Origin of the sequence: Streptomyces sp. NPDC048001 (genome assembly GCF_043203115.1) — a bacterium.
GTDB lineage: Bacteria > Actinomycetota > Actinomycetes > Streptomycetales > Streptomycetaceae > Streptomyces > Streptomyces sanyensis.
In genome coordinates this window covers 101311-122814 of the sequence record NZ_JBIDBN010000015.1, presented here as the reverse complement: position 1 = coordinate 122814, position 21504 = coordinate 101311, and the positions used below count along the sequence as shown (strand labels likewise).

Below are 21504 nucleotides of genomic sequence, written 5' to 3'. Positions count from 1 at the left end.
CCCGCACCTCAGCCGAGTTCCTTGCGCCCCTCGCGCTTCTCCAGCTTCTCCCGCCGCGCCTGTTCGGCCCGCTCCGCCTTCAGGCGCTGCTTCTCGGCCCGGGTCGGCTTGCGCTCCACGGACACCCCGCCCATCAGCGCGACCCCCCGGACCACGACCCGCGGGGCCTCCGGGTCGGGCGCCCGGTCCGTGCGCCCCTCCTCCGCGAAGCCGCCCATCAGACCGATGCCGGTCACCTCCACGTTGAGATCGGGCGGCACGACCACCGCGACCCCGCCCATCACCGCGACACAGGTGATGACCGTCTCCCGGGCCTCGAAGCGGGCCTCCCGCAGATCGAGCTCCCCGCCGCCCATCACCGTCACCGCGTTGAACCCGCGGCCGATGGTCCAGGTGCCCCGGCGGCTGAAGCCGCCCCAGAACGCGAACGCCCCCTTCGACGTCGGCGGAAGCCCGATCCGCTCCCGCCACCCCGAACGCACCGGCTGCGCCGCGTCGTAGGGAGCCGGGGAGGCCGCGCCACCGGGAGCCGGGAGGTCCCGCACCAGCGGCGCCAGCTCACCGTGCGTACGCGCCCGGTACACGGCGTCCAGGCGCTGCTCGAACTCGTCCATGTCCAGGCGCCCCTCGGCGACCGCGTCACGCAACCGCTCCGCCACCCGCTCCCGCTCGGAGTCGGACGCACGCATCTCGGGGAGTTCGCTCGTCATACCGCCAGCCTAGTCACGCCGAACGGCCCGCGTACATCCTCGCGATCACCGCCTCGATGTCCGGCTCCCGCACCGACAGGTCCACCAGCGGATACCGCCTCGCCAGCTCCGCGACCAGCGGGGCCGCCGACCGCGCGGCGGGGAAGGCCAGCCACTGGCGCGGCCCCTCCACCCGCACCACCCGCACCCCCGCGAGCCCGACCGGCGCGAACTCCCGCTCCAGGTCCACCACGAGCATCCGCTCGCTCTCCCCCGCCGCGTGCAGGCCCCCGAGCGCCCCGTCGTAGACGACCCGGCCGTGGTCGATGACCACCACCCGCCCGCACAGCTGCTCGATGTCCGTCAGGTCGTGGGTGGTCAGCAGCACGGTCGTGCCACGCTCCTCGTTCAGATCCCGCAGGAAGCCGCGCACCCTCGCCTTCGACACCACGTCGAGCCCGATCGTCGGCTCGTCCAGGTACAGCACCTCCGGATCGTGCAGCAGCGCGGCGGCGATCTCCCCCCGCATCCGCTGCCCCAGCGACAACTGGCGCACCGGCACCTCCAGCAGCGGCGCCAGGTCCAGCAGCTCCACACAGCGCTCCAGGTTCGCCCGGAACACCGTGTCGGGCACCCGGTACAGACGGTGGATCAGCCGGTAGGAGTCGCGCAGCGGAAGGTCCCACCACAGCGTCGAGCGCTGCCCGAACACCACCCCGATGCGCCGCGCGAGCCGGGTGCGCTCCCGCGAGGGGTCGATACCGGCGACCCGCACCCGCCCGGCGCTGGGCGTCAGGATGCCGGTGAGCATCTTCACCGTGGTCGACTTCCCCGCCCCGTTCGGGCCGATATAGCCCACCACCTCCCCGCTCCGCACCGTGAAGCTGACCCCGTCCACCGCCCTGACCCGGTGCCGCTCCCGCCGCAACCGCCCCGCCCTGCGGCGCACGTCGAACACCTTCTCGACCGCGTCCACCTCGATGACGTCGTCCATCCGCACACCCTTCCCTCGTCCCGGCTCAGCTGCCCGTACTGCGGTACGCGCGCAACCCGGCCCGCCAGGCCAGCGCGGCGGCCGCCAGGGCCGCCGCCGCGACGAACGGGGGCAGCAGCGCGCACCAGGCGGGCAGCCCGATCGGGCTCTGCCTGCCCAGCACGTACATCGCCGGCACCCAGTTGACGAAGGCGAGCGGCACCACGAACGTCACCCCGCGCACCAGGTCCTTCGCGAAGATCGACGGCGGGTACTGCAGCAGCGTGTTCCCTCCGTAGGTGAACGCGTTCTGCACCTCGGCCGCGTCCTGCGCGAGGAACTGGAACGCCGCCCCGGCCACGAACACCGCAGCGAACAGGGCCCCGCCGCACAGCACCATCAGCGGTACGGCAGCGACCCTCGCCGGCGTCCACTGCACCTCCACGGTCGCCAGCGCGTACCCCAGGACCAGCAGCCCCTGCACCACCCGCCCCAGGCGGCGCAGCGCGAAGCGGTCCGCCGCCACCTGCGCGAGCACCGGCACCGGACGCACCAGCAGCACGTCCAGCGTCCCGTCCCGCACCCGCCGGCCCAGCCGGTCCACCGACCCCAGCACCAGGTCCGCCAGCCCGAAGGCGGTGCTCGTCGTGCCGTACAGGAACGCCACCTCCGGCAGCGACCAGCCGCCCAGGGCCTCGACATGGGAGAACATCAGCAGGATCGCCACGAAGTCGAACGCCGTCGCCGCGAGGTTGCCGAACGCCGTCATCGCGAACGACAGCCGGTAGGCCATCGTCGAACGGACCCACATCGCGACGATCAGCCCGTACGCCCGCACCCCCTCCGCCGCCCGCACCCCGCGCAGCGGCACGCGGCCGCGCACCGGGGGACCGCCCTCCCGCGCCCCCTCAGCCACCCTGCACCACCACCCGCCGCGTCGCCGCCGCCTGCACCAGCCGCCCCGCACCCAGCAGCACCACCGCCCACCCCGCCTGGAAGGCGTACGCCCCGGCCAGCTCCCACCCCGTGCGCTCCCCCAGCAGCACGTCCGCCGGCACCTGCAGCAGCGACGACCACGGCAGCACCCGCGCCACCTCCCCCAGCACCCCGGGGAACACGTTCAGCGGAAGCAGCATCCCCGAGAAGAACAACCCCGCCAGCCAGCACATCTGCGCCACCCCCGCCCCGTCCAGCAGCCAGAACGCCGACAGCGCCACCAGGAAGCGGACGGCGAAGCCCACCACCACGCCCAGCACCACCGACAGCAGGAACGCCGGCCACGTCCACCAGGAGGACGGCAGCGCCAGATCGAAGGCCAGGGCCCCGACCAGCAGCGGCACCAGGCCCCGGCCCAGCAGATGGAACGCGGCCCGCCCCAGATCGCACGCCAGCCACCACAACTGCAGATCCGCCGGACGGTAGAGGTCGACCGCGATGTCCCCCGTGCGGATGCGCTCGATCAGCTCGTCCTCGACACCGCCGCCCATCAGGGCGCAGGCCATCAGCAGCGTCTGCCCCAGCCACACGAAGGTCACCGCCTGGGAGAGGTCGTACCCTCCGAGCTGCGGCCGCTGCTCCCACAGGGCGATATAGGCGTACGCCATGACGAAACCGAACACCGTGTTGGTGAACACCCCGGCCGCCGTCGCCACCCGGTAGGTCGCATAGCGCCGGAACCCGCCCGCGGCGACCCGCGCATACAGCCGCACCACCCTGCCGCCCTCCGCCGCACCCCGTCCGCGCACGCCCGCCCGCCGGGCCCCGACCGGGCTTCCGGGAACGGCCCGCCCGAAACCGACCGGGAGACGCTAGTGCAGCCGCCCCCGGGACGCGACCCCTTTTCCGTCCACCTGCGTCCGGATCCAAGGGATATGACAGACAAAAGGGCACTATGTGCACATGAGCGACGAGTCGCAGCAGAGCTGGCCGCCCCGGGACGCGACCGCACCCGGCCCCGTCCCGCCCGCTCCCGACGGGAAGCGCAGGCGCACCCCCCGCCGCAGGCGCACCGGCTGGCGCCGCGCCGTCCCCACCTGGCGCACCGTCCTCGGCACCGCACTGGCCACCGCGGCCCTCCTCACCGGCGCCTTCCTGGCCGGCTACCTCCTCATCGACATCCCCGCCGCCAACGCCACCGCCACCGCCCAGACCAACGTCTACCTCTACCGCGACGGCACCCGCCTCGCCCGCGACGGAGAGGTCAACCGCGAGAACATCCACCTCTCCGACGTCCCCACCGGCGTCCAGCGGGCCGTCCTCGCCGCCGAGGACCGCGACTTCCACTCCGCACCCAGCGTCGACCCCCAGGCCATGCTCCGCGCCGCCTGGAACACCGTCACCGGAAAGGGCCGCCAGTCCGGCTCCACCATCACCCAGCAGTACGTCAAGAACTACTACCTCGCCCAGGAGCAGACCCTCTCCCGCAAGGTCAGGGAGTTCTTCATCGCCGTCAAACTCGGCCGCGAGCACAGCAAGGACGAGATCCTGGAGGGCTACCTCAACACCAGCTACTTCGGACGGGGCGCCTACGGCATCCAGGCCGCCGCCCACGCCTACTACGCCAAGGACGCCGCCGACCTCGACACCGCCGAAGGCGCCTACCTCGCCTCGCTCCTCAACGCCCCCAGCCAGTACGACGTCGCCACCCACCCCCACAACCGCCCCGCCGCCCTCGCCCGCTGGAACTACGTCCTCGACGGCATGGTCGACGAGCAGTGGCTCACCCCCGCCGCACGCCGGGCCATGCGCTTCCCCGCCCCCCGCACCGCCGAACGCTCCCCCGGACTCTCCGGCCAACGCGGCTACCTCGTCGAGGCGGTGACCGAGCACCTCTCCCGCACCGGCGTCCTCGAACCCCGGCAACTCGCCCAGGGCGGCTACCGCATCACCACCACCCTCGACCCCCGCCTCCAGGACGCCCTCACCGAAGCCGTCGACGAGCACGTCACCCACCGCCTCGACGACACCCGCGAGGCCGACCGCACCGTCCGCGTCGGCGGAGCCTCGCTCGACCCCGCCACCGGCGAGGTCCTCGCCATGTACGGCGGCATCGACTACACCGAGCAGTTCGTCAACAACGCCACCCGCCGCGACTACCAGGTCGGCTCCACCTTCAAACCCTTCGTCTTCGCCTCCGCCGTCGAGAACTCCGCCACCACCCAGGACGGACGGCCCATCACCCCCAACACCGTCTACGACGGCACCTCCGCCCGCCCCGTACACGGCTGGCCCGGCACCCCCTACGCACCCGAGAACGAGGACGACGTCTCCTACGGCCCCGTCACCGTCGGCCGCGCCACCGACGAGTCCGTCAACGCCGTCTACGCGCAGATGGCCGTCGACGTCGGCCCCGCCGACGTCCGCAGCACCGCCGTCGCCCTCGGACTCCCCCCGGCCACCCCCGACCTGACCGCCTCCCCCTCCATCGCCCTCGGCCCCGCCACCGCCAGCGTCCTCGACATGGCCGGCGCCTACGCCACCCTCGCCGCCCACGGCCGCCACCTCCCCCCGGCCCTCGTCCTCGACATCAGCCGCAACGGCACCGGCATCGCCCTCCCCGAACGCCGCCCCCGCCGCGCCGTCTCCCGCGAGGCCGCCGACACCACCACCGCCGTCCTGCGCAACGTCGTCGACGGCGGCACCGGCGCCGCGGCCGGGACCGTCGGCCGCCCCGCCGCAGGCAAGACCGGCACCGCCGAGGAGGACCGCGCCGCCTGGTTCGCCGGCTACACCCCCGACCTCGTCACCGTCGTCGCCCTCCTCGGCCAGGACCCCGAGACCGGCGCCCAGACACCCCTCTACGGCGCCCTCGGCGCCGCACGCATCAACGGAGGAGGCCCGCCCGCCGAGATCTGGGCCACCTACACCGCCGCCGCCCTCCAGGACAGCAGCCCCCTCGCCTTCGACCTCACCGTCACCGAGGAACCGCGCCCCGAGCAGCCCCCCGCCGAACAGGACACCGCACCCGACGGCACACCGAACACGCCAGACGCACCGCACACACCGGACGCCCCGGACACACCGGACGGCGACGCACCGTACGGCGACACACCCGGCGAGGACGCCCCCCGCACCGACGGCACCGACCCGGCCGCGCCGGCCGGAGGCGCCCCACGGCCCCTGCCCGCGACCGCGGCACCCCCGGCCCCCGAGCACCCCGCGCACCCGGCCCCGCCCGCACCACCGGCCCCGACCTGGCCCGCACAGGCACCCCAGGCCCCGCCGCACCCGGCACCCACCGGACCTCAGTGACCCGAGGTCGCCTTCAGACCGACCACCGCCACCAGCAGCAGACACACGAAGAAGATCCTGGCCGCCGTCACCGGCTCACCCAGCACCACCATCCCGACCACCGCCGCACCCGCGGCCCCGATCCCCACCCACACCCCGTACGCCGTACCGATCGGCAGCGAACGCGCCGCATGCGACAGCAGCACCATGCTCGCGACGATCCCCGCGGCCGTGAACACACTCGGCCACAGACGGGTGAACCCCTCGGTGAACTTCATCCCGACCGACCAGCCCACCTCGAGCAGACCGGCGACGACCAGCAGCACCCAGGCCATGACGGACGACACCTCCGAAAACGCGGAACGGACACGGGTGCGTCGTCTTTGCGGAAACCCGGTACGGCGCGTCTCGTCGGGATCCCGCCAACCTAGCAAACCGCACACGAAAAGGGCCGGTGACCTCCGCCACCGGCCCCGGGGCCGCACCACGACCCGCCCGCGCACCCCTCCCGGGGCACCCGCCACGCAGGCACCCCTCGGGCACGCCCTACAGGTACAGCCCCGTCGAGTCCTCCGACCCCTGGAAGCGGTCCGCCGCCACCGCGTGCAGATCCCGCTCGCGCATCAGCACGTACGCCACACCGCGCACCTCGACCTCCGCCCGGTCCTCGGGGTCGTACAGCACCCGGTCACCCACCTCCACCGTGCGCACGTTCTGCCCGACCGCCACCACCTCGGCCCAGCCCAGCCGCCGGCCGACCGCCGCCGTCGCCGGGATCACGATGCCGCCGCTGGACCGCCGCTCCCCCTCGGGGATGTCGGTCCGCACCAGCACCCGGTCGTGCAGCATCCGGATCGGCAGCTTGTCATGGTGGGTCGTCTGCTCATGGCTGTTGGCGCTCACGCGACAAAATTACCCGCCCGGAGCCGCACGGCGCGCCGCAGGGTCACCCGCGGCGCCGTCGCGCCGACACCGCCAGCAGCCCCACCAGGCCCACGGCCACCATCGCCACCGGCACCACCCGCTCCAGCCGGGGGGCACCGTCCTCCCCGACGAACCTCTCCTTCACGCCCGAGAGCGTCCGGTTCACCGCCACGAAGGCACGCCCGGCCGTCTCGTCCACGGTCGACGCGACCTTCGCCTTCGCGTCGCCGATCACCGTCCTGGGGTGCACGCGCACACCGATCTCGTCGAGCATCTCGGCGAGCTGCTCGCGCCGGCGGACGATGTCCGCCTCGATCTGCGCAGGGGTCCTGGTATCCGACACCGCGCCGCCTCCGTGGTCGTGTCCGGTGGTCCTCTATCGACTGGTCCTTCATCGACAGTCTGTCAGCTGTCCCCGTCCCGCACCCCACGGCACCCCCATTACGCTCGACGGCGTACACCCGCACGTCCTCCGAGGAGAACCATGAGCGAGCGCCTCCAGCCCGGCGACACCGCCCCCGCCTTCACCCTGCCCGACGCGGACGGGAACGAGGTCTCCCTCGCCGACCGCAAGGGCCGCAAGGTGATCGTCTACTTCTACCCGGCGGCGCTCACCCCGGGCTGCACCAAGCAGGCGTGCGACTTCACCGACAACCTCGACCTCCTCGCGGCCGCGGGCTACGACGTCATCGGCGTCTCCCCCGACAAGCCGGAGAAGCTGGCCGCCTTCCGCGAGAAGGAGAACCTCAGGGTCACCCTGGTCGGCGACCCCTCCAAGGAGGTCCTGACCGCCTACGGGGCCTTCGGCGAGAAGAAGCTCTACGGCAAGACGGTCACCGGCGTGATCCGCTCCACCGTCGTCGTCGACGAGGAGGGCCGGGTCGAGCGCGCCCTGTACAACGTCAAGGCCACCGGGCATGTCGCGAAGATCATCAAGGACCTGGGCGTCTGACCCCTGCCACCGGGCCGCCCCGGCCCCGGCGTGACCTCCCCCGCCCCGGCTCGTTGCTCCGTACGGGTAGCGAACACGTGGGCGGGAGGGGAGGGGCGATGAAGCGGAGTCCCTACACCAGGGAGCGGCTGTCCGAGGCGGCGGCAGGAGCGCGGACGCTGAGTGAGGCCCTGGCCTCACTGGGAGTGGACCCGAAGGGCCCGGCCCGTCGCTACCTGCGCGAGCGGATGCGGCGCCTGGGCGTGCCCACGGAGCACTTCACGCGTGAGGGCACCCGCTGGACGCGCGAGGTGCTGGAATCCGCCGTGGCCTCGTCCGCGAACATGTCCGAGGTGCTCCGGCGGCTCGGTCTCGACGTACTCGGAGGGCACCACACCCACCTCGGCCGCCGGGTGCGCGCCCTCGGCATCGACACGAGCCACTTCACGGGTCCCGTCCGGCGCAGGGGCGGGGGCGGTCGGCAGGACCCGGCGGCCGTTCTCGTCCGTTCGCCGGGGCTGACCCGCCGCGTTCCCGGGGAGCGCCTGCGGCGGGCCCTGTCCCGTCTCGGCGTCCCGCAGCGCTGCGACCTCTGCGGGACGGACCCGCTCTGGCGTGGCCGCCCCCTGCCGCTGGAGGTCGACCACCGGGACGGCGACTGGCGGAACAACAGCCCGCACAACCTGCGCCTGCTGTGCCCGAACTGCCACTCGACCACCGACGCCTACCGGCGGCGGTCCCGTGGCGGTCGGCCCGGGATCGGCGGGGAGCGCTGAGATGCCGCCCGCGAAGTACACACGGGAGGCTCTCTCGGCGGCCGCCGCGGCCTGTGCCGATCTCGACGAGGCGATCGCCCTCCTCGGGACGAGGCCCTACGGGAAGCTGCGTCGCTACCTTCGAGGCCGCTTCGCCCACTTCGGTATCGATGTCTCGCACTTCGCCGACCGGTTCAGCGGGTCCGGGGGCCCGCCCGGCCTGCCGGATCCGGAGCGGCTGCGGGAGGCCGTGACGGGGGCGCTCTCCGTGGCCCACGTGCTGCGGCTGCTGGGGCACCCCGACAACAGCAGGACGCGCGCCCGGTTCCGGGAAGCCGTGTCACGGGCCGGGATCGACACCTCGCACTTCCTCGGCCAGGGCCATGGAAAGGGCCGACCGGGCCGACCGGGCCGAACGCGGCCGCCCGAGGAGGTCCTCGTGCTGCACTGCGGTCCGCGCCGCACACGGACCGCGGTCCTGCGCCGGGCGCTCCGGGCGAGCGGGGTCCCTCCGGTGTGCGAAGAGTGCGGCACGGGCGAGCTGTGGCACGGCAGCCGCCTCACCCTGGAGATCGACCACGTCAACGGCGATCCGCACGACGACCGCAGGGAGAATCTCCGGCTGCTGTGCCCCAACTGCCACGCCGTCACGAGCACCTGGTGCCGTGGAGGTCGGCGCCGCCCAAGCGGTCCCACCCTGCCCGGCGAGGCTCCCGCCCAGTAGAGTGGCAGCGCGGCAACGCAGGCGCCCGTACGCCAACGGCTGAGCGGCGATCTTTAGGTGGTCGTGTCTGTCGGTTCGAATCCGACCGGGCGTACCGCAGACGAGGGGCCGGTCCGTGCACGACGTGCGGACCGGCCCTTTGCCGTCCCCCCCTCAGCCCAGCAGTTCCCGCACCGCCGGTACCAGGGCGCGGAAGGCCTTGCCGCGGTGGCTGATGGCGTTCTTCTCCTCGGGGCTCAGCTCGGCGCAGGTGCGGCTCTCGCCCTCCGGCTGGAGGACGGGGTCGTAGCCGAAGCCGTTGGTGCCGTGCGGGGAGCGGCGGAGGGTGCCGGTGAGGCGTCCCTCGGCGACGCGCTGGGTGCCGTCCGGGAGGGCGAGGGCTGCGGCGCAGGCGAAGTGGGCGCCGCGGTGGGGGGTGTCGATGTCGAGGAGCTGGGCGAGGAGCAGGTCGAGGTTGGCGCGGTCGTCGCCGTGGCGTCCGGCCCAGCGGGCGGAGAAGATGCCGGGGGCGCCGCCGAGGACGTCGACGCAGAGGCCGGAGTCGTCGGCGACCGCGGGCAGTCCGGTGGCCCGGGCGAGGGCGTGGGCCTTGAGGAGGGCGTTCTCGGCGAAGGTGACGCCGGTCTCCTTGACGTCGGGGATGTCGGGGAAGGCGTCCACGCCGACGAGGTCGTGGGTGAGGCCCGCGTCGGCGAGGATGGCCTTGAGTTCGGTGATCTTCCCGGTGTTGCGGGTGGCGAGGATCAGGCGCGTCATGCCCCCAGTATCTACGGGGTGCGGACCGTACCTACGGCGTGCAGACCTTGCCGATCTCGGTGGCGGCGTCGGTGACGGGGGTGAGGTCGGGGGTGGGGTCGCCGGCTTCGATGGAGGCGCGGACGTTGTCGACTCCGGCGGCGAGGTCGTCGACGGCCTTGCCGAGGTCGGCGTTGTCGGTGGTGTCGCCGAGGTCGGCGAGTTCGCGGTCGATCTGGTCGAGGGACTCCTTGGCCTGGGTGGGGTCGTCGGAGGCGGTGGAGACGGCTTGCTGGAGGTTGTCGACGCTGGTGGCGATGGCGTCGGCGGTGGCGACGCAGTCGAGGGCCTTGTCGATCGCGCTGCATCCGACGGCCGCGGGTATGAGCAGGGCGGCTGCGGTGATGACGGCTGCGGTGCGGCGGCGGGCGGGCATGGGTCGTCCTCCTGGTGTGCGGACGGGCGCACGGTGGTTCCGTGCGCCCGTTGGGGGTGACGCCGGCGGGGGTGCCGGCGGTTGCCCGCGGGGGGGTGGGGATGTGCGGCGCGGGTTCCCGGGGTGGGGGCGGGTCAGGTGGTGCGGGTGTCAGGTGGTGGGGGCGGTGTCGTCGAGGGCGGTGCGCTGGAGGGCGGCGAGGTCGGCGCAGCCTCCGGTGGCGAGGTCGAGGAGGGCGTTGAGTTCCTTGCGGTCGAAGGGTTCGGCCTCGGCGGTGCCCTGGACCTCGACGAAGCGTCCGTCGCCGGTGCAGACGACGTTCATGTCGGTCTCGGCGCGGACGTCCTCCTCGTAGCAGAGGTCGAGGAGGGGTGTGCCGTCGACGATGCCGACGGAGACGGCGGCGACGGTGCCGGTGAGGGGCTGCCGGCCGGTCCTGACGAGCTTCTTGCGCTGGGCCCAGGTGACGGCGTCGGCGAGGGCGACGTAGGCGCCGGTGATGGCGGCGGTGCGGGTGCCTCCGTCGGCCTGGAGGACGTCGCAGTCGAGGACGACGGTGTTCTCGCCGAGGGCCTTGTAGTCGATGACGGCGCGCAGGGACCGGCCGATGAGCCGGCTGATCTCGTGGGTGCGGCCGCCGATCCTGCCGCGGACGGATTCGCGGTCGCCGCGGGTGTTGGTGGAGCGGGGGAGCATCGAGTACTCGGCGGTGACCCAGCCTTCGCCGCTGCCCTTGCGCCAGCGGGGGACGCCTTCGGTGAAGGAGGCGGTGCAGAGGACCTTGGTGTCGCCGAAGGAGACGAGGACGGAGCCCTCGGCGTGCTTGCTCCAGCCTCGTTCGATGGTGACGGGGCGGAGTTGTTCGGGGGTGCGGCCGTCGATGCGTGACATGGGGGCGAGCCTAGCGGCAGACGGGTGAGGGGCCTGCGTCCGGTGATCGGATTCAGGCCCCTCGGGTGCGCCGGGCGCCGCTGGGGTGGGGCGTCAGTGCGCGGTGCGGTGGGTTCGGGTCACATCATGTCTTCGATGTCGGCGGCGATGGGGTCGGCGTCGGTGCCGATGACGACCTGGATGGCGGTGCCCATCTTGACGACTCCGTGCGCGCCGGCGGCCTTGAGGGCTGCTTCGTCGACCTTGGAGGGGTCTGCGACCTCGGTGCGGAGGCGGGTGATGCAGCCTTCGATCTCCTCGATGTTGTCGATCCCGCCGAGGCCGGCGACGATCTTCTCAGCCTTTGTGGCCATGTTCTCTCCCTGATGTCCTGTGCGCGGGGCGTCTGCCGACCCACCGTTGGTCGGATTTGTCACGGTAACGCACGGTTGGCCCATCTTCACGGGCGGGTGGTCGTCGTCTGCCGAAGGATGGCGACCACCGGCGTCCCGTCCGCCCCGCAGTGCGGTGCGGCCGTCCGACCGTTGGCGACTGGTCTACACCAGTCTGCAGCACCTGCCAACCAGAGTCTGCCCCGGGAGGACGCCGATGAGCGCGGAGAGCGCCGCCGCACCGCAGCACCGCTGGTGGAACGGGCTGTTCCAGGGGCTCCAGAAGGTGGGGCGGAGTCTGCAGCTGCCGGTGGCGGTGCTGCCGGCGGCGGGGCTGCTGGTGAGCCTGGGCAATCTGTTCGGCGCCTATCTGCACGGCCCGTTCTGGGACAAGACCGCGAACGTGCTGATCAAGGGCGGTACGGGGATCCTCGACGGGGCGCTGGGGCTGCCACTGCTGTTCTGCATCGGGGTGGCGATCGGGTTCGCGAGGAAGGCGGACGGCTCCACGGCGCTGGCGGCGGTGGCGGGGTTCCTCGTCTACTTCAACGTACTGAAGGCCTTCCCGATGGACGGCACGGTGACGGAGGCGGTGCCGGACGGGGTGCCGCAGAACCCCGGGGTGCTGGGCGGCATCCTGATCGGTCTGCTGACGGCGGTGATCTGGCAGCGCTACCACCGCACCAGGCTGGTGGACTGGCTGGGCTTCTTCAACGGCCGGCGGCTGGTGCCGATCATCATGGCCTTCGTCTGCTGCGTCCTGGGGGTGCTGTTCGGTCTGCTGTGGGAGCCGGTGGGTGATGCGCTGACCTCGTTCGCGAAGCAGCTGATCGACCTGGGGGCCTGGGGTGCGGCGATCTTCGGCGTGGCGAACCGCCTGCTGATCCCGATCGGCATGCACCAGTTCCTGAACACGTTCTTCTGGTTCCAGGCGGGCGAGTACACGGACGACGACGGCACGGTGGTGCAGGGCGATCTGACGCGGTTCTTCGCGGGGGACCCGGATGCGGGCCTGTTCATGTCGGGCTTCTTCCCGATCATGATGTTCGGGCTCCCGGCGGCGGCCCTGGCGATCACGCACTGTGCGCGGCCGGAGCACCGCAAGCGGGTGGCGGGGCTGATGGTGTCGGTGGCGCTGACGTCCTTCGTCACGGGGGTGACGGAGCCGATCGAGTTCTCGTTCATGTTCGCGGCGCCGCTGCTGTACGGGCTGCACGCGCTGCTGACGGGTGCGTCGATGGCGATCACCTGGGGGCTGGGGGTGCATGCGGGGTTCAGCTTCTCGGCGGGGCTGATCGACTACATCGTCAACTGGCACCTGGACACCAAACCGTGGCTGATCATCCCGATCGGGTTGTGCTTCGCGGTCGTCTACTACGTGCTGTTCCGGATTCTGATCACTGTCTTCGATATTCCGACTCCGGGGCGTGAGCCGGAGGAGCTGGAGGAGGAGATCGAGCGGGAGCAGACGAAGTAGCCCTCCCTCACCAGGCAGAACCCCGGCGGGGTGCGGCCCCCGGACCCGTGCGGGTCCGGGGGCCGCCGTGCGGGTGACCTGATTGTTATCCGGGCCGGGAAATTCGCAGGTTCCTTATCTATCGTTCACCGTGCTACAACAGGTCTACACCACTCAAAGGTGTAGACCACGCGGTCCAGACCATCGGCCGCGTTCCCCTTTTGTGAGACGCCGCCCTCCCCCGTGCTCCGTCCCGGCGACGTCTTGTTCCACTGGAGGAAGTTGATGTCCACGGCTAGCGCCGCCCCCGAGGCGGACAAGAAGAAGATGGGCGCGGGCGCGATGGCGGTCATGCAGCGCATCGGCCGCAGCCTGATGCTGCCGGTCGCCGTGCTGCCCGCCGCCGCGCTGCTGGTGCGCTTCGGTCAGCCCGACATGCTGGGCAAGGAGTCGTTCCCGGGCTTCATCACCGAGATCGCGGGCTATATGGCCGCGGGTGGCGGCGCGCTGCTGGACAACATGGCGCTGCTGTTCGCCGTGGGCATCGCGATCGGCTTCGCGAAGAAGTCCGACGGCTCCACCGCGCTCGCCGCGGTCGTCGGCTACCTGGTGTTCAAGAGCGTGCTCGGCACCTTCACCGACAGCAGCCTCCCGAAGAAGGAGGCGATCGTCGACGGCAAGATCGTCATGGTGGAGCAGGCCGTCGACGCCAAGGTGCTCGGCGGCGTGGTCATGGGCATCATCGTGGCCCTGCTGTACCAGCGCTTCTACCGCACCAAGCTGCCCGACTGGGCGGGCTTCTTCGGCGGCCGCCGCCTGGTGCCGATCCTGTCGGCCTTCGCGGGTCTGCTCACCGGCATCGTCTTCGGTCTCATCTGGCCGTGGCTCGGCGCGGGCCTGCACTGGTTCGGTGAGAGCCTGGTCGAGTCCGGCGCCGTGGGCGCGGGCATCTTCGGTGTGGCCAACCGCGCGCTGATCCCGGTCGGCATGCACCACCTGCTCAACTCCTTCCCGTGGTTCCAGGCCGGCACCTACGAGGGCAAGAGCGGCGACATCGCCCGCTTCCTGGCGGGCGACCCGTCCGCCGGGCAGTTCATGACCGGCTTCTTCCCGATCATGATGTTCGCCCTGCCGGCCGCCTGCCTGGCGATCGTGCACTGCGCCCGCCCGGAGCGCCGCAAGGTCGTCGGCGGCATGATGTTCTCCCTCGCGCTCACCTCCTTCGTCACCGGTGTGACCGAGCCGATCGAGTTCACCTTCATGTTCATCGCCCCGGTCCTGTACGCGATCCACGCGGTGCTGACCGGTGTCTCGATGGCGCTGACCTGGGCGCTCGGGATGAAGGACGGCTTCGGCTTCTCGGCCGGCGCGGTCGACTTCTTCCTGAACCTGGGGATCGCCACCAACCCGTGGGGCCTGGCCCTGGTGGGTCTGGTCTTCGCGGCGGTCTACTACGTGATCTTCCGCTTCGCGATCACCAAGTTCAACATCCCGACGCCGGGCCGCGAGTCCGACGAGGAACTCGCCGAGCTGGAGAAGGCCGAGGCCAAGTAGGCCCGCGCCGCCCCCGGCACCCGCACCCGGAGCCCCCGCCCTCGTCCTCAGGGCGGGGGCTCCGTCCGTCTCCCGGACGGGCTCCGGGCTCTTCAGGGGCGGCCGGGCGGCGGGACGGCGGCGGGCGGGTCCGCGGCGGGGACGCAGAGCACCGGCACGCTCGACAGATGGAGCAGCTTGTGGGGGGTGGAGCCGAGGAGCGCTCCGCGCATCGGGCTCTCCCCGTAGCTGCCGACGACCACGACCCGGGCCGCGTGCCGGGCGGCCGCGTCGAGCAGTGCCTGGGCCGGGTGGGCGTCGAGGATCTCGACCACGGTGCGCACGCCCGCGGCCTCGGCGGTGCTGCGCGCGTGGGCGAGGGCCTCCCGGCCCGCGGAGCGCAGGGCGTCGGAGTGGGCGCGGTACTCCTCGCCGAGCGAGCCCGGGGCTCCGGCCCCGTAGACCAGGACCAGGGGTTCGTGGAAGGCGGCGGCCGTCTGGATGGCGACGTCCAAGGCGCGCAGCGCGCCCGGGGACTCGTCGTATCCCAGCACCACGGACATCTCAGCCCTCCTCCCCGGGGCCCGGGCCCCGGTGGGCGCCGGGGACGAGCGCGGGGTCGGCCACCCCGCGCCGCTCCCGCCAGAACGGCCCCCCGGCCAGGCGCTGGGCGGCCAGCACCAGGATGCCGACGAGCACGATGAAGATCCCGATCACCAGCGGCGGTCCGAGGCCGAACCAGGAGGTGCCGCTGTAGGAGTTGGCGGGGTCGGCCATGTCCCCGACGGATTCGACCAGCAGCCAGAACAGCAGCCCCGCCCCGACGAGCGGCCCGACGCCGATCAGCAGCAGGTTGCGCAGGCTCTCGGTCAGGTGGCGGCGGTAGTAGACGGCGCAGGCGACACCGGTGAGCGCGTAGTAGAAGGCGATCAGCAGCGAGAGCGCGGTGAGCGAGTCGAAGAGGGCGTTCTCGCTGATCTGGTTGACGACCAGGTACCAGGCGATGGCGACGACGGCGACGCCCCAGGTGCTGATGTCGGGGGTGCGGAAGCGGGGGTTGATCCGCGCCAGGGGGGCGGGCAGGGCCCCGCGCCGGGCCATGGACAGCGCGGTGCGCGAGGCGGGGATGATCGTGGTCTGGGTGGAGGCGAGCGCGGAGGTGGAGACGGCGAGGAGGACGAGCCAGTCCCAGCCTCCGAGGGCCTCGGTGGCGAGCTGCGCGAAGATGAACTCCTCCTCGGCGGCGTTCTCGGCGAGGTAGGCGGGGCCGGCGTAGGCGACGACGGCGATGCCCACGGACAGGTAGGTGACGACCAGGACGACGGTGGACCAGATGCCGGCCCGTCCGGGGGCGCTGGCGCCACTGCCCTTGACCTCCTCGGTCAGGTTGACCGCCGACTCCCAGCCCCAGTACATGAACACGCCGAGCAGCAGTCCCCCGGTGAGGGCGGCGCCGCCTTCGCCGAAGGGGTTGAGCCAGGAGAAGGAGGGTTCGACGGCGTCCAGGGAGCCGGTGCCCGCGTAGACGCGGTAGAGGGCGACGCCGGCGAAGACGAGCAGGCAGGCCACCTGGGCGAGGATCAGTGCGTTCTGCACATGGGCGGAGGCCTCGGTGCCGATGACGCAGATGGCGGTCATGACGAGGATCAGCAGGACGGCGAGCGTCTGGCGGACGGCGTCGTTCTCGGCCCATCCGTCGAGGCCGACGGTCAGCAGTCCGAAGCCGACGGCGACGTCCGCGAGCGAGCCGACGACGAGGACGCCGGTCATCATGATCGCCCAGCCGCCGAACCAGCCCGCCCAGGGGCCCATGGCGCGGGTGACCCAGGAGAAGGTGGTGCCGCAGTCCTGGTCGACGCGGTCGAGGTAGTAGAACGCCGAGGCGATCAGGAGCATGGGGACGAAGGAGGCGAGGACGACGCCGGGGGCGTAGACGGCCACCAGGGCGACGATCGGCCCGATGACGGCGGCCAGCGAGTAGGCGGGCGACGTGGAGTTGATGCCGATCACGAGGGCGTCGAGGAAGCCGATCGCGTCGTGTTTCAGTTCCGCGGCGGGGGGCCCGGCGCCGCGGTCGTGCGCCGGTCGGGAGCCCGCGCTGTCGTCGGCCATGGCGCCTCACAGAAGGTGACGGGGGGCAACTCTGTGCTCACCGTAAGGCCGGGAGGCCGAGCCGGCCCGCCGGGCGTGGTCCGGCCGGGTGCCCCGCCCCGCCCGCTCCCGTCGGGGCGGGCGGGCCGCTCAGATCTCGTACACGGCTCCGGGGCGGGCGAGCTCCGCCGGGCCGTCGTACTCCTCGCGGGCGTCGGCGAGATTGCGCTCCCCGTCGGTCCACGGGGGGATGTGGGTGAGCACCAGGCGCCCGGCGCCGGCGCGCCGGGCGGAGACCCCGGCCTCGCGTCCGTTGAGGTGGAGGTCCGGGATGTCCTCCTTGCCGTCCACGAAGGAGGCCTCGCACAGGTACAGGTCACTGCCGTGGGCCAGCGCGTCGAGGGCCGTGCTGGCGCCCGTGTCGCCGGAGTAGGTCAGCGACCGGCCACCGTGCTCCAGCCGGATGGCGTAGGCCTCGACGGGGTGGGGGACCCGCTCGGTGCGGACGGCGAACGGCCCGATGCGGAAGCCGCCGGGCTCCAGCGTGCGGAAGTCGAAGACCTCGCTCATCGAGGACGGCGAGGGCGTGTCCGCGTAGGCGGTGGTCAGGCGCTGCTCGGTGCCCTCGGGGCCGTACACGGGGATGGCCGGGCAGCGGCCGCCGTCGTGGCGGTAGTAGCGGGCCACGAAGTAGCCGCACATGTCGATGCAGTGGTCGGCGTGGAGGTGGCTGAGGAAGATGGCGTCGAGGTCGTAGAGACCGCAGTGGCGCTGCAGCTCGCCGAGGGCGCCGTTGCCCATGTCGAGGAGCAGCCGGAAGCCGTCGGCCTCGACGAGGTAGCTCGAGCAGGCCGACTCCACGGACGGGAACGACCCCGAGCAACCGACGACGGTGAGCTTCATGGAGCGGGAACCTCCGTGGACGAAGGAGGGCTGGGGGGAGGTCGTGCGGTGCGTCGAGAGTAAGGCGCGAAAGGTCCGGTCGCTCCTCAGCGACGCTCTGTTGTGGGGGAACTCACCCCCGTGTTCGGCGGGTGCGCCTCGCGGCCGCCCGCAGGGGTACGGTCGTGCGCATGGACACGTCGTGGTGGCTCGCCCTGGGCGCGGTGGTGGTGCTGGCGCTGGTGGTGGCGGTCTCCGACGGGCTGGGGCGCGGTCCGCGGCCGCGTCGGCCCGAGGGCCGGCGCCGTCCGCCGGCGCGGCCGGGTGAGCGGGCCCGGCCCGGGGACCGGGCGCCGGTCGCGGGTGAGATCTGGTGGGCGCGGGTGCCCTACGAGGACGGCCCCGGGGCGAAGGACCGGCCCTGCCTGGTGCTGTCGGTGAGCGGGGGCACGGCCCGCGTCGCGAAGATCACCAGCCGGTACCGCGACGAGCGGCCGGGGGTGATCGCCCTGCCGCCGGGTTCGGTGGGCGATGTGCGGGGGCGGGCGAGCTTCCTGGAGACGGACGAGCTGCGCCGGGTGCGGCTGCGGGAGTTCCGCAGGCGGGTGGGGGCGGTGGACCCCGCGGTGTGGGACCGGGTCCGGCACCTGGCGGCCTGAGTCAGGCCGCCAGGGCGCGGGTGGCTCAGGCCCAGAGCTGGCCCTGGAGGGCCTCGACGGCCGCCTCGGTCGTCGGCGCGGTGTAGACGCCGGTGGACAGGTACTTCCATCCGCCGTCGGCGACGACGAAGACGATGTCGGCGCTCTCGCCGGCCTTGGCGGCCTTCCTTCCGACGCCGATGGCGGCGTGCAGGGCGGCACCGGTGGAGACGCCCGCGAAGATGCCCTCCTGCTGGAGCAGCTCCCGTGTGCGGGTGACGGCGTCGGCCGATCCGACGGAGAAGCGGGTGGTGAGCACGGAGGCGTCGTAGAGCTCGGGGACGAAGCCCTCGTCGAGGTTGCGCAGCCCGTAGACGAGGTCGTCGTAGCGGGGTTCGGCGGCGACGATCCTCACCTCGGGCTTGTGCTCGCGCAGGTAGCGGCCGACGCCCATGAGGGTGCCGGTGGTGCCCAGTCCGGCCACGAAGTGGGTGACGGAGGGCAGGTCGGCGAGGATCTCGGGGCCGGTGGTGGCGTAGTGGGCGCCCGCGTTGCCGGGGTTGCCGTACTGGTAGAGCATCACCCAGGAGGGGTTCTGCCCGGCGAGTTCCTTGGCGACGCGGACGGCGGTGTTGGAGCCGCCGGCGGCGGGGGACGAGATGATCTCGGCGCCCCACATCGCGAGCAGGTCGCGGCGCTCCTGCGAGGTGTTCTCCGGCATGACGCAGACGATGCGGTAGCCCTTGAGCCTGGCCGCCATGGCGAGCGAGATGCCGGTGTTGCCGCTGGTGGGTTCGAGGATGGTGCAGCCGGGGGTGAGGCGGCCGTCCTTCTCGGCCTGCTCGACCATGTGGAGCGCGGGGCGGTCCTTGATCGAGCCGGTGGGGTTGCGGTCCTCCAGTTTCGCCCAGATGCGGACGTCCTCGGAGGGCGACAGCCGCGGCAGCCGGACGAGCGGTGTGTTGCCGACCGCCGCGAGGGGGGAGTCGTACCGCATCAGCGCATTCCGCCGGCGACGGCCGGGAGGATGGTGACGCTGTCGCCGTCGGACAGCGGGGTGGCGATGCCCTCCAGGAAGCGGACGTCCTCGTCGTTGAGGTAGACGTTGACGAAGCGGCGCAGCTGGGAGCCGTTGTCCTTGTCGACGATGCGCTCCTGGATGCCCGCGTGGCGCGAGTCGAGGTCGGCGAACAGCTCGGCGAGAGTCGCTCCGCTGCCCTCGACGGCCTTGGCGCCGTCGGTGTAGCTGCGGAGGATGGTCGGGATGCGGACCTCGATGGCCATGGTGTGGGCTCCTGTAGGAAGGGTGGCGCAGGGCGCGCGGCGGGGCCCCCGCGCGAGGGGCTTTGTCTGCTGGGTGCGCTCGTACGTCAGGCGGCGCGGGCGCAGGGACCGGCGGCTGCCGGACACATCGCGCTGGCGAGGCGGCACAGGTCGACGTGCAGCCGCGCAACGAGCAGCAGGGTGCTCGGCGTCTTGTCGCTCACGTCAGGGTCAACCATGCGGTCATCGTATCGATTCCCGGTCCGGGATCCGGAGTGTGATCCCATATGGTGGACTTCCTCTGCTCACGATGCGGTCTCCGGGTGCGGGGGCGGCTCCGGGGGCCGCGGACGGGGACCGGGTCAGTAGGCGTCGACGACGCGGACGTCCTCTTCGGTGATCTCGCCGTCCACGATGCGGAAGGAGCGGAACTGGAAGGGTCCGGCGCCGTCGGTGTCGGCGGTGGAGACCAGGACGTAGTGGGCGCCGGGCTCGCCCGCGTAGGAGACGTCGGTGCGCGAGGGGTAGGCCTCGGTGGCGGTGTGGGAGTGGTAGATGACCACCGGCTCCTCGTCGTTGTCGTCCAGCTCGCGGTAGAGCTTGAGGAGGTCGCCGGAGTCGAACTCGTAGAAGGTGGGCGAGCGGGCGGCGTTCAGCATCGGGATGAAGCGCTCGGGGCGCCCGGAGCCCTCCGGGCCCGCCACGACCCCGCAGGCCTCGTCGGGGTGGTCCTCGCGGGCGTGGGCGACGATCCGGTCGTACAGGGCGCGGGTGATGGTCAGCATGGGCGACAGGATAGGCGGACGGCCGGCGGGCCCGGGACGAGGTGCCCGACGGGTGAGACGCCCGGTGGGACGGCGGGGGCGGGCCCCTTCACCGCCCCGGGGCGGACCCACCGCCGCGGGGCCCGCGGGGCCCGCGGGGCCGGGGCCGCCGGCCCGGGAGGCCGGGGGCGGCGACTCAGGGGCTCAGGGTCTCGACCAGGGTCTCCTGGAGGGCGCCGAGCCAGAGGTAGGCCATCACCATCGGCTTGCGCGGGTCCTCGTCCGGCAGGCGGTACAGCTCCTCGTTGTCGTCCTCGTCGCCGACCTCCAGCCGGGTGCCGATGGTCAGGCGGAGGTCGTTGAGCGCCCCGAGCCAGTGGCGGCAGTCCTCGGCGCGCAGCTCCAGCACCGCGCCGCCGTCCCCGGCGGGGGTGAGCGCGTCGAGGGAGCGCACCACCGCGAGGGCGTCCTCGCGCTTGCGGGTGCGCAGGTCGGCCTCGGTGAAGCGGCGGAACTCGGCGGAGCGGGCGCGCAGTTCCTCGTCGGCGCGGTCCGCGCCGGGGCCCTGGTAGGCCTCGGGGAAGAGCCGGGCCAGCGCGGGATCGGACGGGGGCTCGCTGGGCCCCTCGGCGAACAGGGCGGCCAGCGGGTCGTCGCCCTGCACCGGTTCGTCGCCGGGGCCGATGAGTTCCAGGAGCTGCACGGCGAGCGAGCGGAGGATGGAGATCTCCACCTCGTCCAGCGCCACGGCTGCGCCGCCGCCCTCCAGCGGCTCGAAGTGAGAGCTCATCAGATGCGGTCCTGGGAGAGGGTGGCCCACAACCCGTAGCCGTGCATGGCCTGCACGTCGCGCTCCATCTCCTCGCGGCTGCCGCTGGAGACGACGGCGCGCCCCTTGTGGTGGACGTCGAGCATCAGCTTGTGCGCCTTGTCCTTGGAATAGCCGAAGTACGCCTGGAACACATAGGTGACATAGCTCATCAGGTTGACGGGGTCGTTGTGCACCAGGGTCACCCAGGGCACGTCGGGCTCGGGGACGGCGGATGCCTCCTCCGCCGACTCGGTCCGCTCGATCTCCAGTGGCACGGTCACGCAACCCATGCTGCCACCTGAGCCCCCCTGCCGCACAAACGGCCTCGCGGGGGCCGGGACGGGAGGCCGGCCGGACGAGGACGGCCGCCCGCCCGCCGAGATCTCGTCAAAGTGACGAAATGGGGG

Annotated in this window: 27 protein-coding genes, 1 tRNA gene and 1 riboswitch; of the genes, 8 read left to right on the top strand and 20 right to left on the bottom strand. The window is 72.5% G+C overall.

Translation table 11 applies throughout. The features are described from left to right. Window positions 1-8: 8 nt before the first annotated feature. The 4 genes from ACGF15_RS25935 to ACGF15_RS25920 are packed head-to-tail and all read right to left on the bottom strand — an operon-like array spanning window position 9 to window position 3371. Window positions 9-710: a DUF1707 domain-containing protein gene (locus tag ACGF15_RS25935; RefSeq protein ID WP_345611112.1), complete on the bottom strand. Its 702-nt coding sequence runs from the start codon at window positions 708-710 to the stop codon at window positions 9-11. 13 nt (window positions 711-723) lie between these two features. Further along, entirely contained in the window at window positions 724-1683 is a 960-nt protein-coding gene (locus ACGF15_RS25930) for an ATP-binding cassette domain-containing protein (RefSeq protein WP_362615290.1), read from the bottom strand. A gap of 25 nt (window positions 1684-1708) precedes the next feature. Continuing rightward, on the bottom strand, window positions 1709-2545 hold the full coding sequence (locus ACGF15_RS25925) for an ABC transporter permease (RefSeq protein WP_345611471.1): 837 nt from the start codon (window positions 2543-2545) through the stop codon (window positions 1709-1711). Window positions 2546-2570: 25 nt separating this feature from the next. Then, window positions 2571-3371, bottom strand: coding sequence for an ABC-2 family transporter protein (locus ACGF15_RS25920; RefSeq protein WP_345611473.1), 801 nt, complete (start codon window positions 3369-3371; stop codon window positions 2571-2573). A 190-nt stretch (window positions 3372-3561) separates the two neighbouring features. On the opposite strand from ACGF15_RS25920, the gene ACGF15_RS25915 reads away from it, so the two are divergent. Further along, window positions 3562-5913 (top strand): transglycosylase domain-containing protein, encoded by a 2352-nt coding sequence (locus ACGF15_RS25915; protein WP_392802326.1) that lies wholly within the window; start codon window positions 3562-3564, stop codon window positions 5911-5913. On the opposite strand, the gene ACGF15_RS25910 is transcribed toward ACGF15_RS25915, so the two are convergent. The 3 genes from ACGF15_RS25910 to ACGF15_RS25900 all read right to left on the bottom strand — a co-directional run bounded on the left by ACGF15_RS25910 (window position 5907) and on the right by ACGF15_RS25900 (window position 7159). Continuing rightward, the gene (locus tag ACGF15_RS25910; protein WP_345611121.1) at window positions 5907-6227 is read right to left on the bottom strand and encodes a multidrug efflux SMR transporter; all 321 of its coding nucleotides are present in this window, start codon (window positions 6225-6227) and stop codon (window positions 5907-5909) included. The two genes, ACGF15_RS25915 and ACGF15_RS25910, sit on opposite strands and share 7 nt — an antisense overlap. 36 nt (window positions 6228-6263) lie before the next feature. Then, a riboswitch (guanidine-III (ykkC-III) riboswitch) is annotated at window positions 6264-6331 on the bottom strand. 107 nt (window positions 6332-6438) lie between these two features. After that, on the bottom strand, window positions 6439-6795 hold the full coding sequence (locus ACGF15_RS25905; protein ID WP_256523293.1) for a co-chaperone GroES: 357 nt from the start codon (window positions 6793-6795) through the stop codon (window positions 6439-6441). 43 nt (window positions 6796-6838) lie between these two features. After that, a complete protein-coding gene (locus tag ACGF15_RS25900) occupies window positions 6839-7159 on the bottom strand; it encodes a DUF3618 domain-containing protein (RefSeq protein WP_345611126.1) in 321 nt (106 codons plus the stop codon). Between the two features lie 141 nt (window positions 7160-7300). On the opposite strand from ACGF15_RS25900, the gene bcp reads away from it, so the two are divergent. The 4 genes from bcp to ACGF15_RS25880 all read left to right on the top strand — a co-directional run bounded on the left by bcp (window position 7301) and on the right by ACGF15_RS25880 (window position 9320). Further along, a complete protein-coding gene (gene bcp, locus ACGF15_RS25895) occupies window positions 7301-7768 on the top strand; it encodes a thioredoxin-dependent thiol peroxidase (protein ID WP_345611129.1) in 468 nt (155 codons plus the stop codon). 98 nt (window positions 7769-7866) lie between these two features. Continuing rightward, window positions 7867-8523: an HNH endonuclease signature motif containing protein gene (locus ACGF15_RS25890; RefSeq protein ID WP_345611131.1), complete on the top strand. Its 657-nt coding sequence runs from the start codon at window positions 7867-7869 to the stop codon at window positions 8521-8523. 1 nt (window position 8524) lies between these two features. After that, window positions 8525-9226 carry an HNH endonuclease gene (locus tag ACGF15_RS25885; protein WP_392802320.1) on the top strand — a complete coding sequence of 234 codons (702 nt, stop codon included), beginning with the start codon at window positions 8525-8527 and terminating at the stop codon, window positions 9224-9226. Window positions 9227-9247: 21 nt separating this feature from the next. Continuing rightward, window positions 9248-9320: transfer RNA gene (locus ACGF15_RS25880), tRNA-Leu, on the top strand. A 59-nt stretch (window positions 9321-9379) separates the two neighbouring features. Here ACGF15_RS25880 and rdgB read toward each other — a convergent pair. The 4 genes from rdgB to ACGF15_RS25860 all read right to left on the bottom strand — a co-directional run bounded on the left by rdgB (window position 9380) and on the right by ACGF15_RS25860 (window position 11725). Further along, on the bottom strand, window positions 9380-9982 hold the full coding sequence (gene rdgB, locus ACGF15_RS25875; protein ID WP_392802317.1) for an RdgB/HAM1 family non-canonical purine NTP pyrophosphatase: 603 nt from the start codon (window positions 9980-9982) through the stop codon (window positions 9380-9382). Between the two features lie 31 nt (window positions 9983-10013). Beyond that, window positions 10014-10397, bottom strand: coding sequence for a hypothetical protein (locus ACGF15_RS25870; RefSeq protein WP_345611139.1), 384 nt, complete (start codon window positions 10395-10397; stop codon window positions 10014-10016). A gap of 150 nt (window positions 10398-10547) precedes the next feature. Next, complete coding sequence (rph, locus tag ACGF15_RS25865; RefSeq protein WP_345611141.1) at window positions 10548-11288, bottom strand: ribonuclease PH; 741 nt, start codon at window positions 11286-11288, stop codon at window positions 10548-10550. Between the two features lie 119 nt (window positions 11289-11407). Beyond that, window positions 11408-11725, bottom strand: coding sequence for a PTS glucose/sucrose transporter subunit IIB (locus ACGF15_RS25860; protein WP_345611475.1), 318 nt, complete (start codon window positions 11723-11725; stop codon window positions 11408-11410). Window positions 11726-11876: 151 nt separating this feature from the next. On the opposite strand from ACGF15_RS25860, the gene ACGF15_RS25855 reads away from it, so the two are divergent. Both ACGF15_RS25855 and ACGF15_RS25850 read left to right on the top strand, forming a co-directional pair. Beyond that, window positions 11877-13136, top strand: a complete 1260-nt coding sequence (locus ACGF15_RS25855) for a PTS transporter subunit EIIC (protein WP_345611143.1) — start codon at window positions 11877-11879, stop codon at window positions 13134-13136. Window positions 13137-13400: 264 nt separating this feature from the next. Then, on the top strand, window positions 13401-14669 hold the full coding sequence (locus ACGF15_RS25850) for a PTS transporter subunit EIIC (RefSeq protein WP_392802312.1): 1269 nt from the start codon (window positions 13401-13403) through the stop codon (window positions 14667-14669). Window positions 14670-14761: 92 nt separating this feature from the next. Here the strand turns inward: ACGF15_RS25850 and ACGF15_RS25845 are convergent, their stop codons facing one another. From ACGF15_RS25845 to ACGF15_RS25835, 3 genes are all read right to left on the bottom strand, one after another. Then, window positions 14762-15211 (bottom strand): universal stress protein, encoded by a 450-nt coding sequence (locus ACGF15_RS25845; RefSeq protein WP_345611148.1) that lies wholly within the window; start codon window positions 15209-15211, stop codon window positions 14762-14764. A gap of 1 nt (window position 15212) precedes the next feature. Further along, the gene (locus tag ACGF15_RS25840) at window positions 15213-16760 is read right to left on the bottom strand and encodes an APC family permease (RefSeq protein WP_362614369.1); all 1548 of its coding nucleotides are present in this window, start codon (window positions 16758-16760) and stop codon (window positions 15213-15215) included. Window positions 16761-16889: 129 nt separating this feature from the next. After that, complete coding sequence (locus ACGF15_RS25835; RefSeq protein ID WP_345611157.1) at window positions 16890-17642, bottom strand: MBL fold metallo-hydrolase; 753 nt, start codon at window positions 17640-17642, stop codon at window positions 16890-16892. A 170-nt stretch (window positions 17643-17812) separates the two neighbouring features. Here ACGF15_RS25835 and ACGF15_RS25830 point away from each other — a divergent pair, with 170 nt between their 5' ends. Further along, entirely contained in the window at window positions 17813-18280 is a 468-nt protein-coding gene (locus ACGF15_RS25830) for a type II toxin-antitoxin system PemK/MazF family toxin (protein WP_345611161.1), read from the top strand. Window positions 18281-18305: 25 nt separating this feature from the next. Here ACGF15_RS25830 and ACGF15_RS25825 read toward each other — a convergent pair whose 3' ends face one another. The 6 genes from ACGF15_RS25825 to clpS all read right to left on the bottom strand — a co-directional run bounded on the left by ACGF15_RS25825 (window position 18306) and on the right by clpS (window position 21387). Then, entirely contained in the window at window positions 18306-19256 is a 951-nt protein-coding gene (locus ACGF15_RS25825) for a cysteine synthase (protein WP_345611165.1), read from the bottom strand. Further along, window positions 19256-19543 (bottom strand): MoaD/ThiS family protein, encoded by a 288-nt coding sequence (locus ACGF15_RS25820; protein WP_345611170.1) that lies wholly within the window; start codon window positions 19541-19543, stop codon window positions 19256-19258. Before ACGF15_RS25820 ends, ACGF15_RS25825 begins: the two co-directional genes overlap by 1 nt. A gap of 86 nt (window positions 19544-19629) precedes the next feature. After that, window positions 19630-19761 carry a putative leader peptide gene (locus tag ACGF15_RS25815; protein WP_345611174.1) on the bottom strand — a complete coding sequence of 44 codons (132 nt, stop codon included), beginning with the start codon at window positions 19759-19761 and terminating at the stop codon, window positions 19630-19632. Between the two features lie 123 nt (window positions 19762-19884). Further along, window positions 19885-20307: a M67 family metallopeptidase gene (locus ACGF15_RS25810; RefSeq protein ID WP_345611179.1), complete on the bottom strand. Its 423-nt coding sequence runs from the start codon at window positions 20305-20307 to the stop codon at window positions 19885-19887. 175 nt (window positions 20308-20482) lie between these two features. Next, entirely contained in the window at window positions 20483-21076 is a 594-nt protein-coding gene (locus ACGF15_RS25805; protein WP_345611184.1) for a DUF2017 domain-containing protein, read from the bottom strand. Continuing rightward, window positions 21076-21387, bottom strand: coding sequence for an ATP-dependent Clp protease adapter ClpS (gene clpS, locus ACGF15_RS25800; protein WP_256523313.1), 312 nt, complete (start codon window positions 21385-21387; stop codon window positions 21076-21078). The genes ACGF15_RS25805 and clpS overlap by 1 nt, the downstream gene beginning before the upstream one ends. Window positions 21388-21504: the final 117 nt, after the last annotated feature.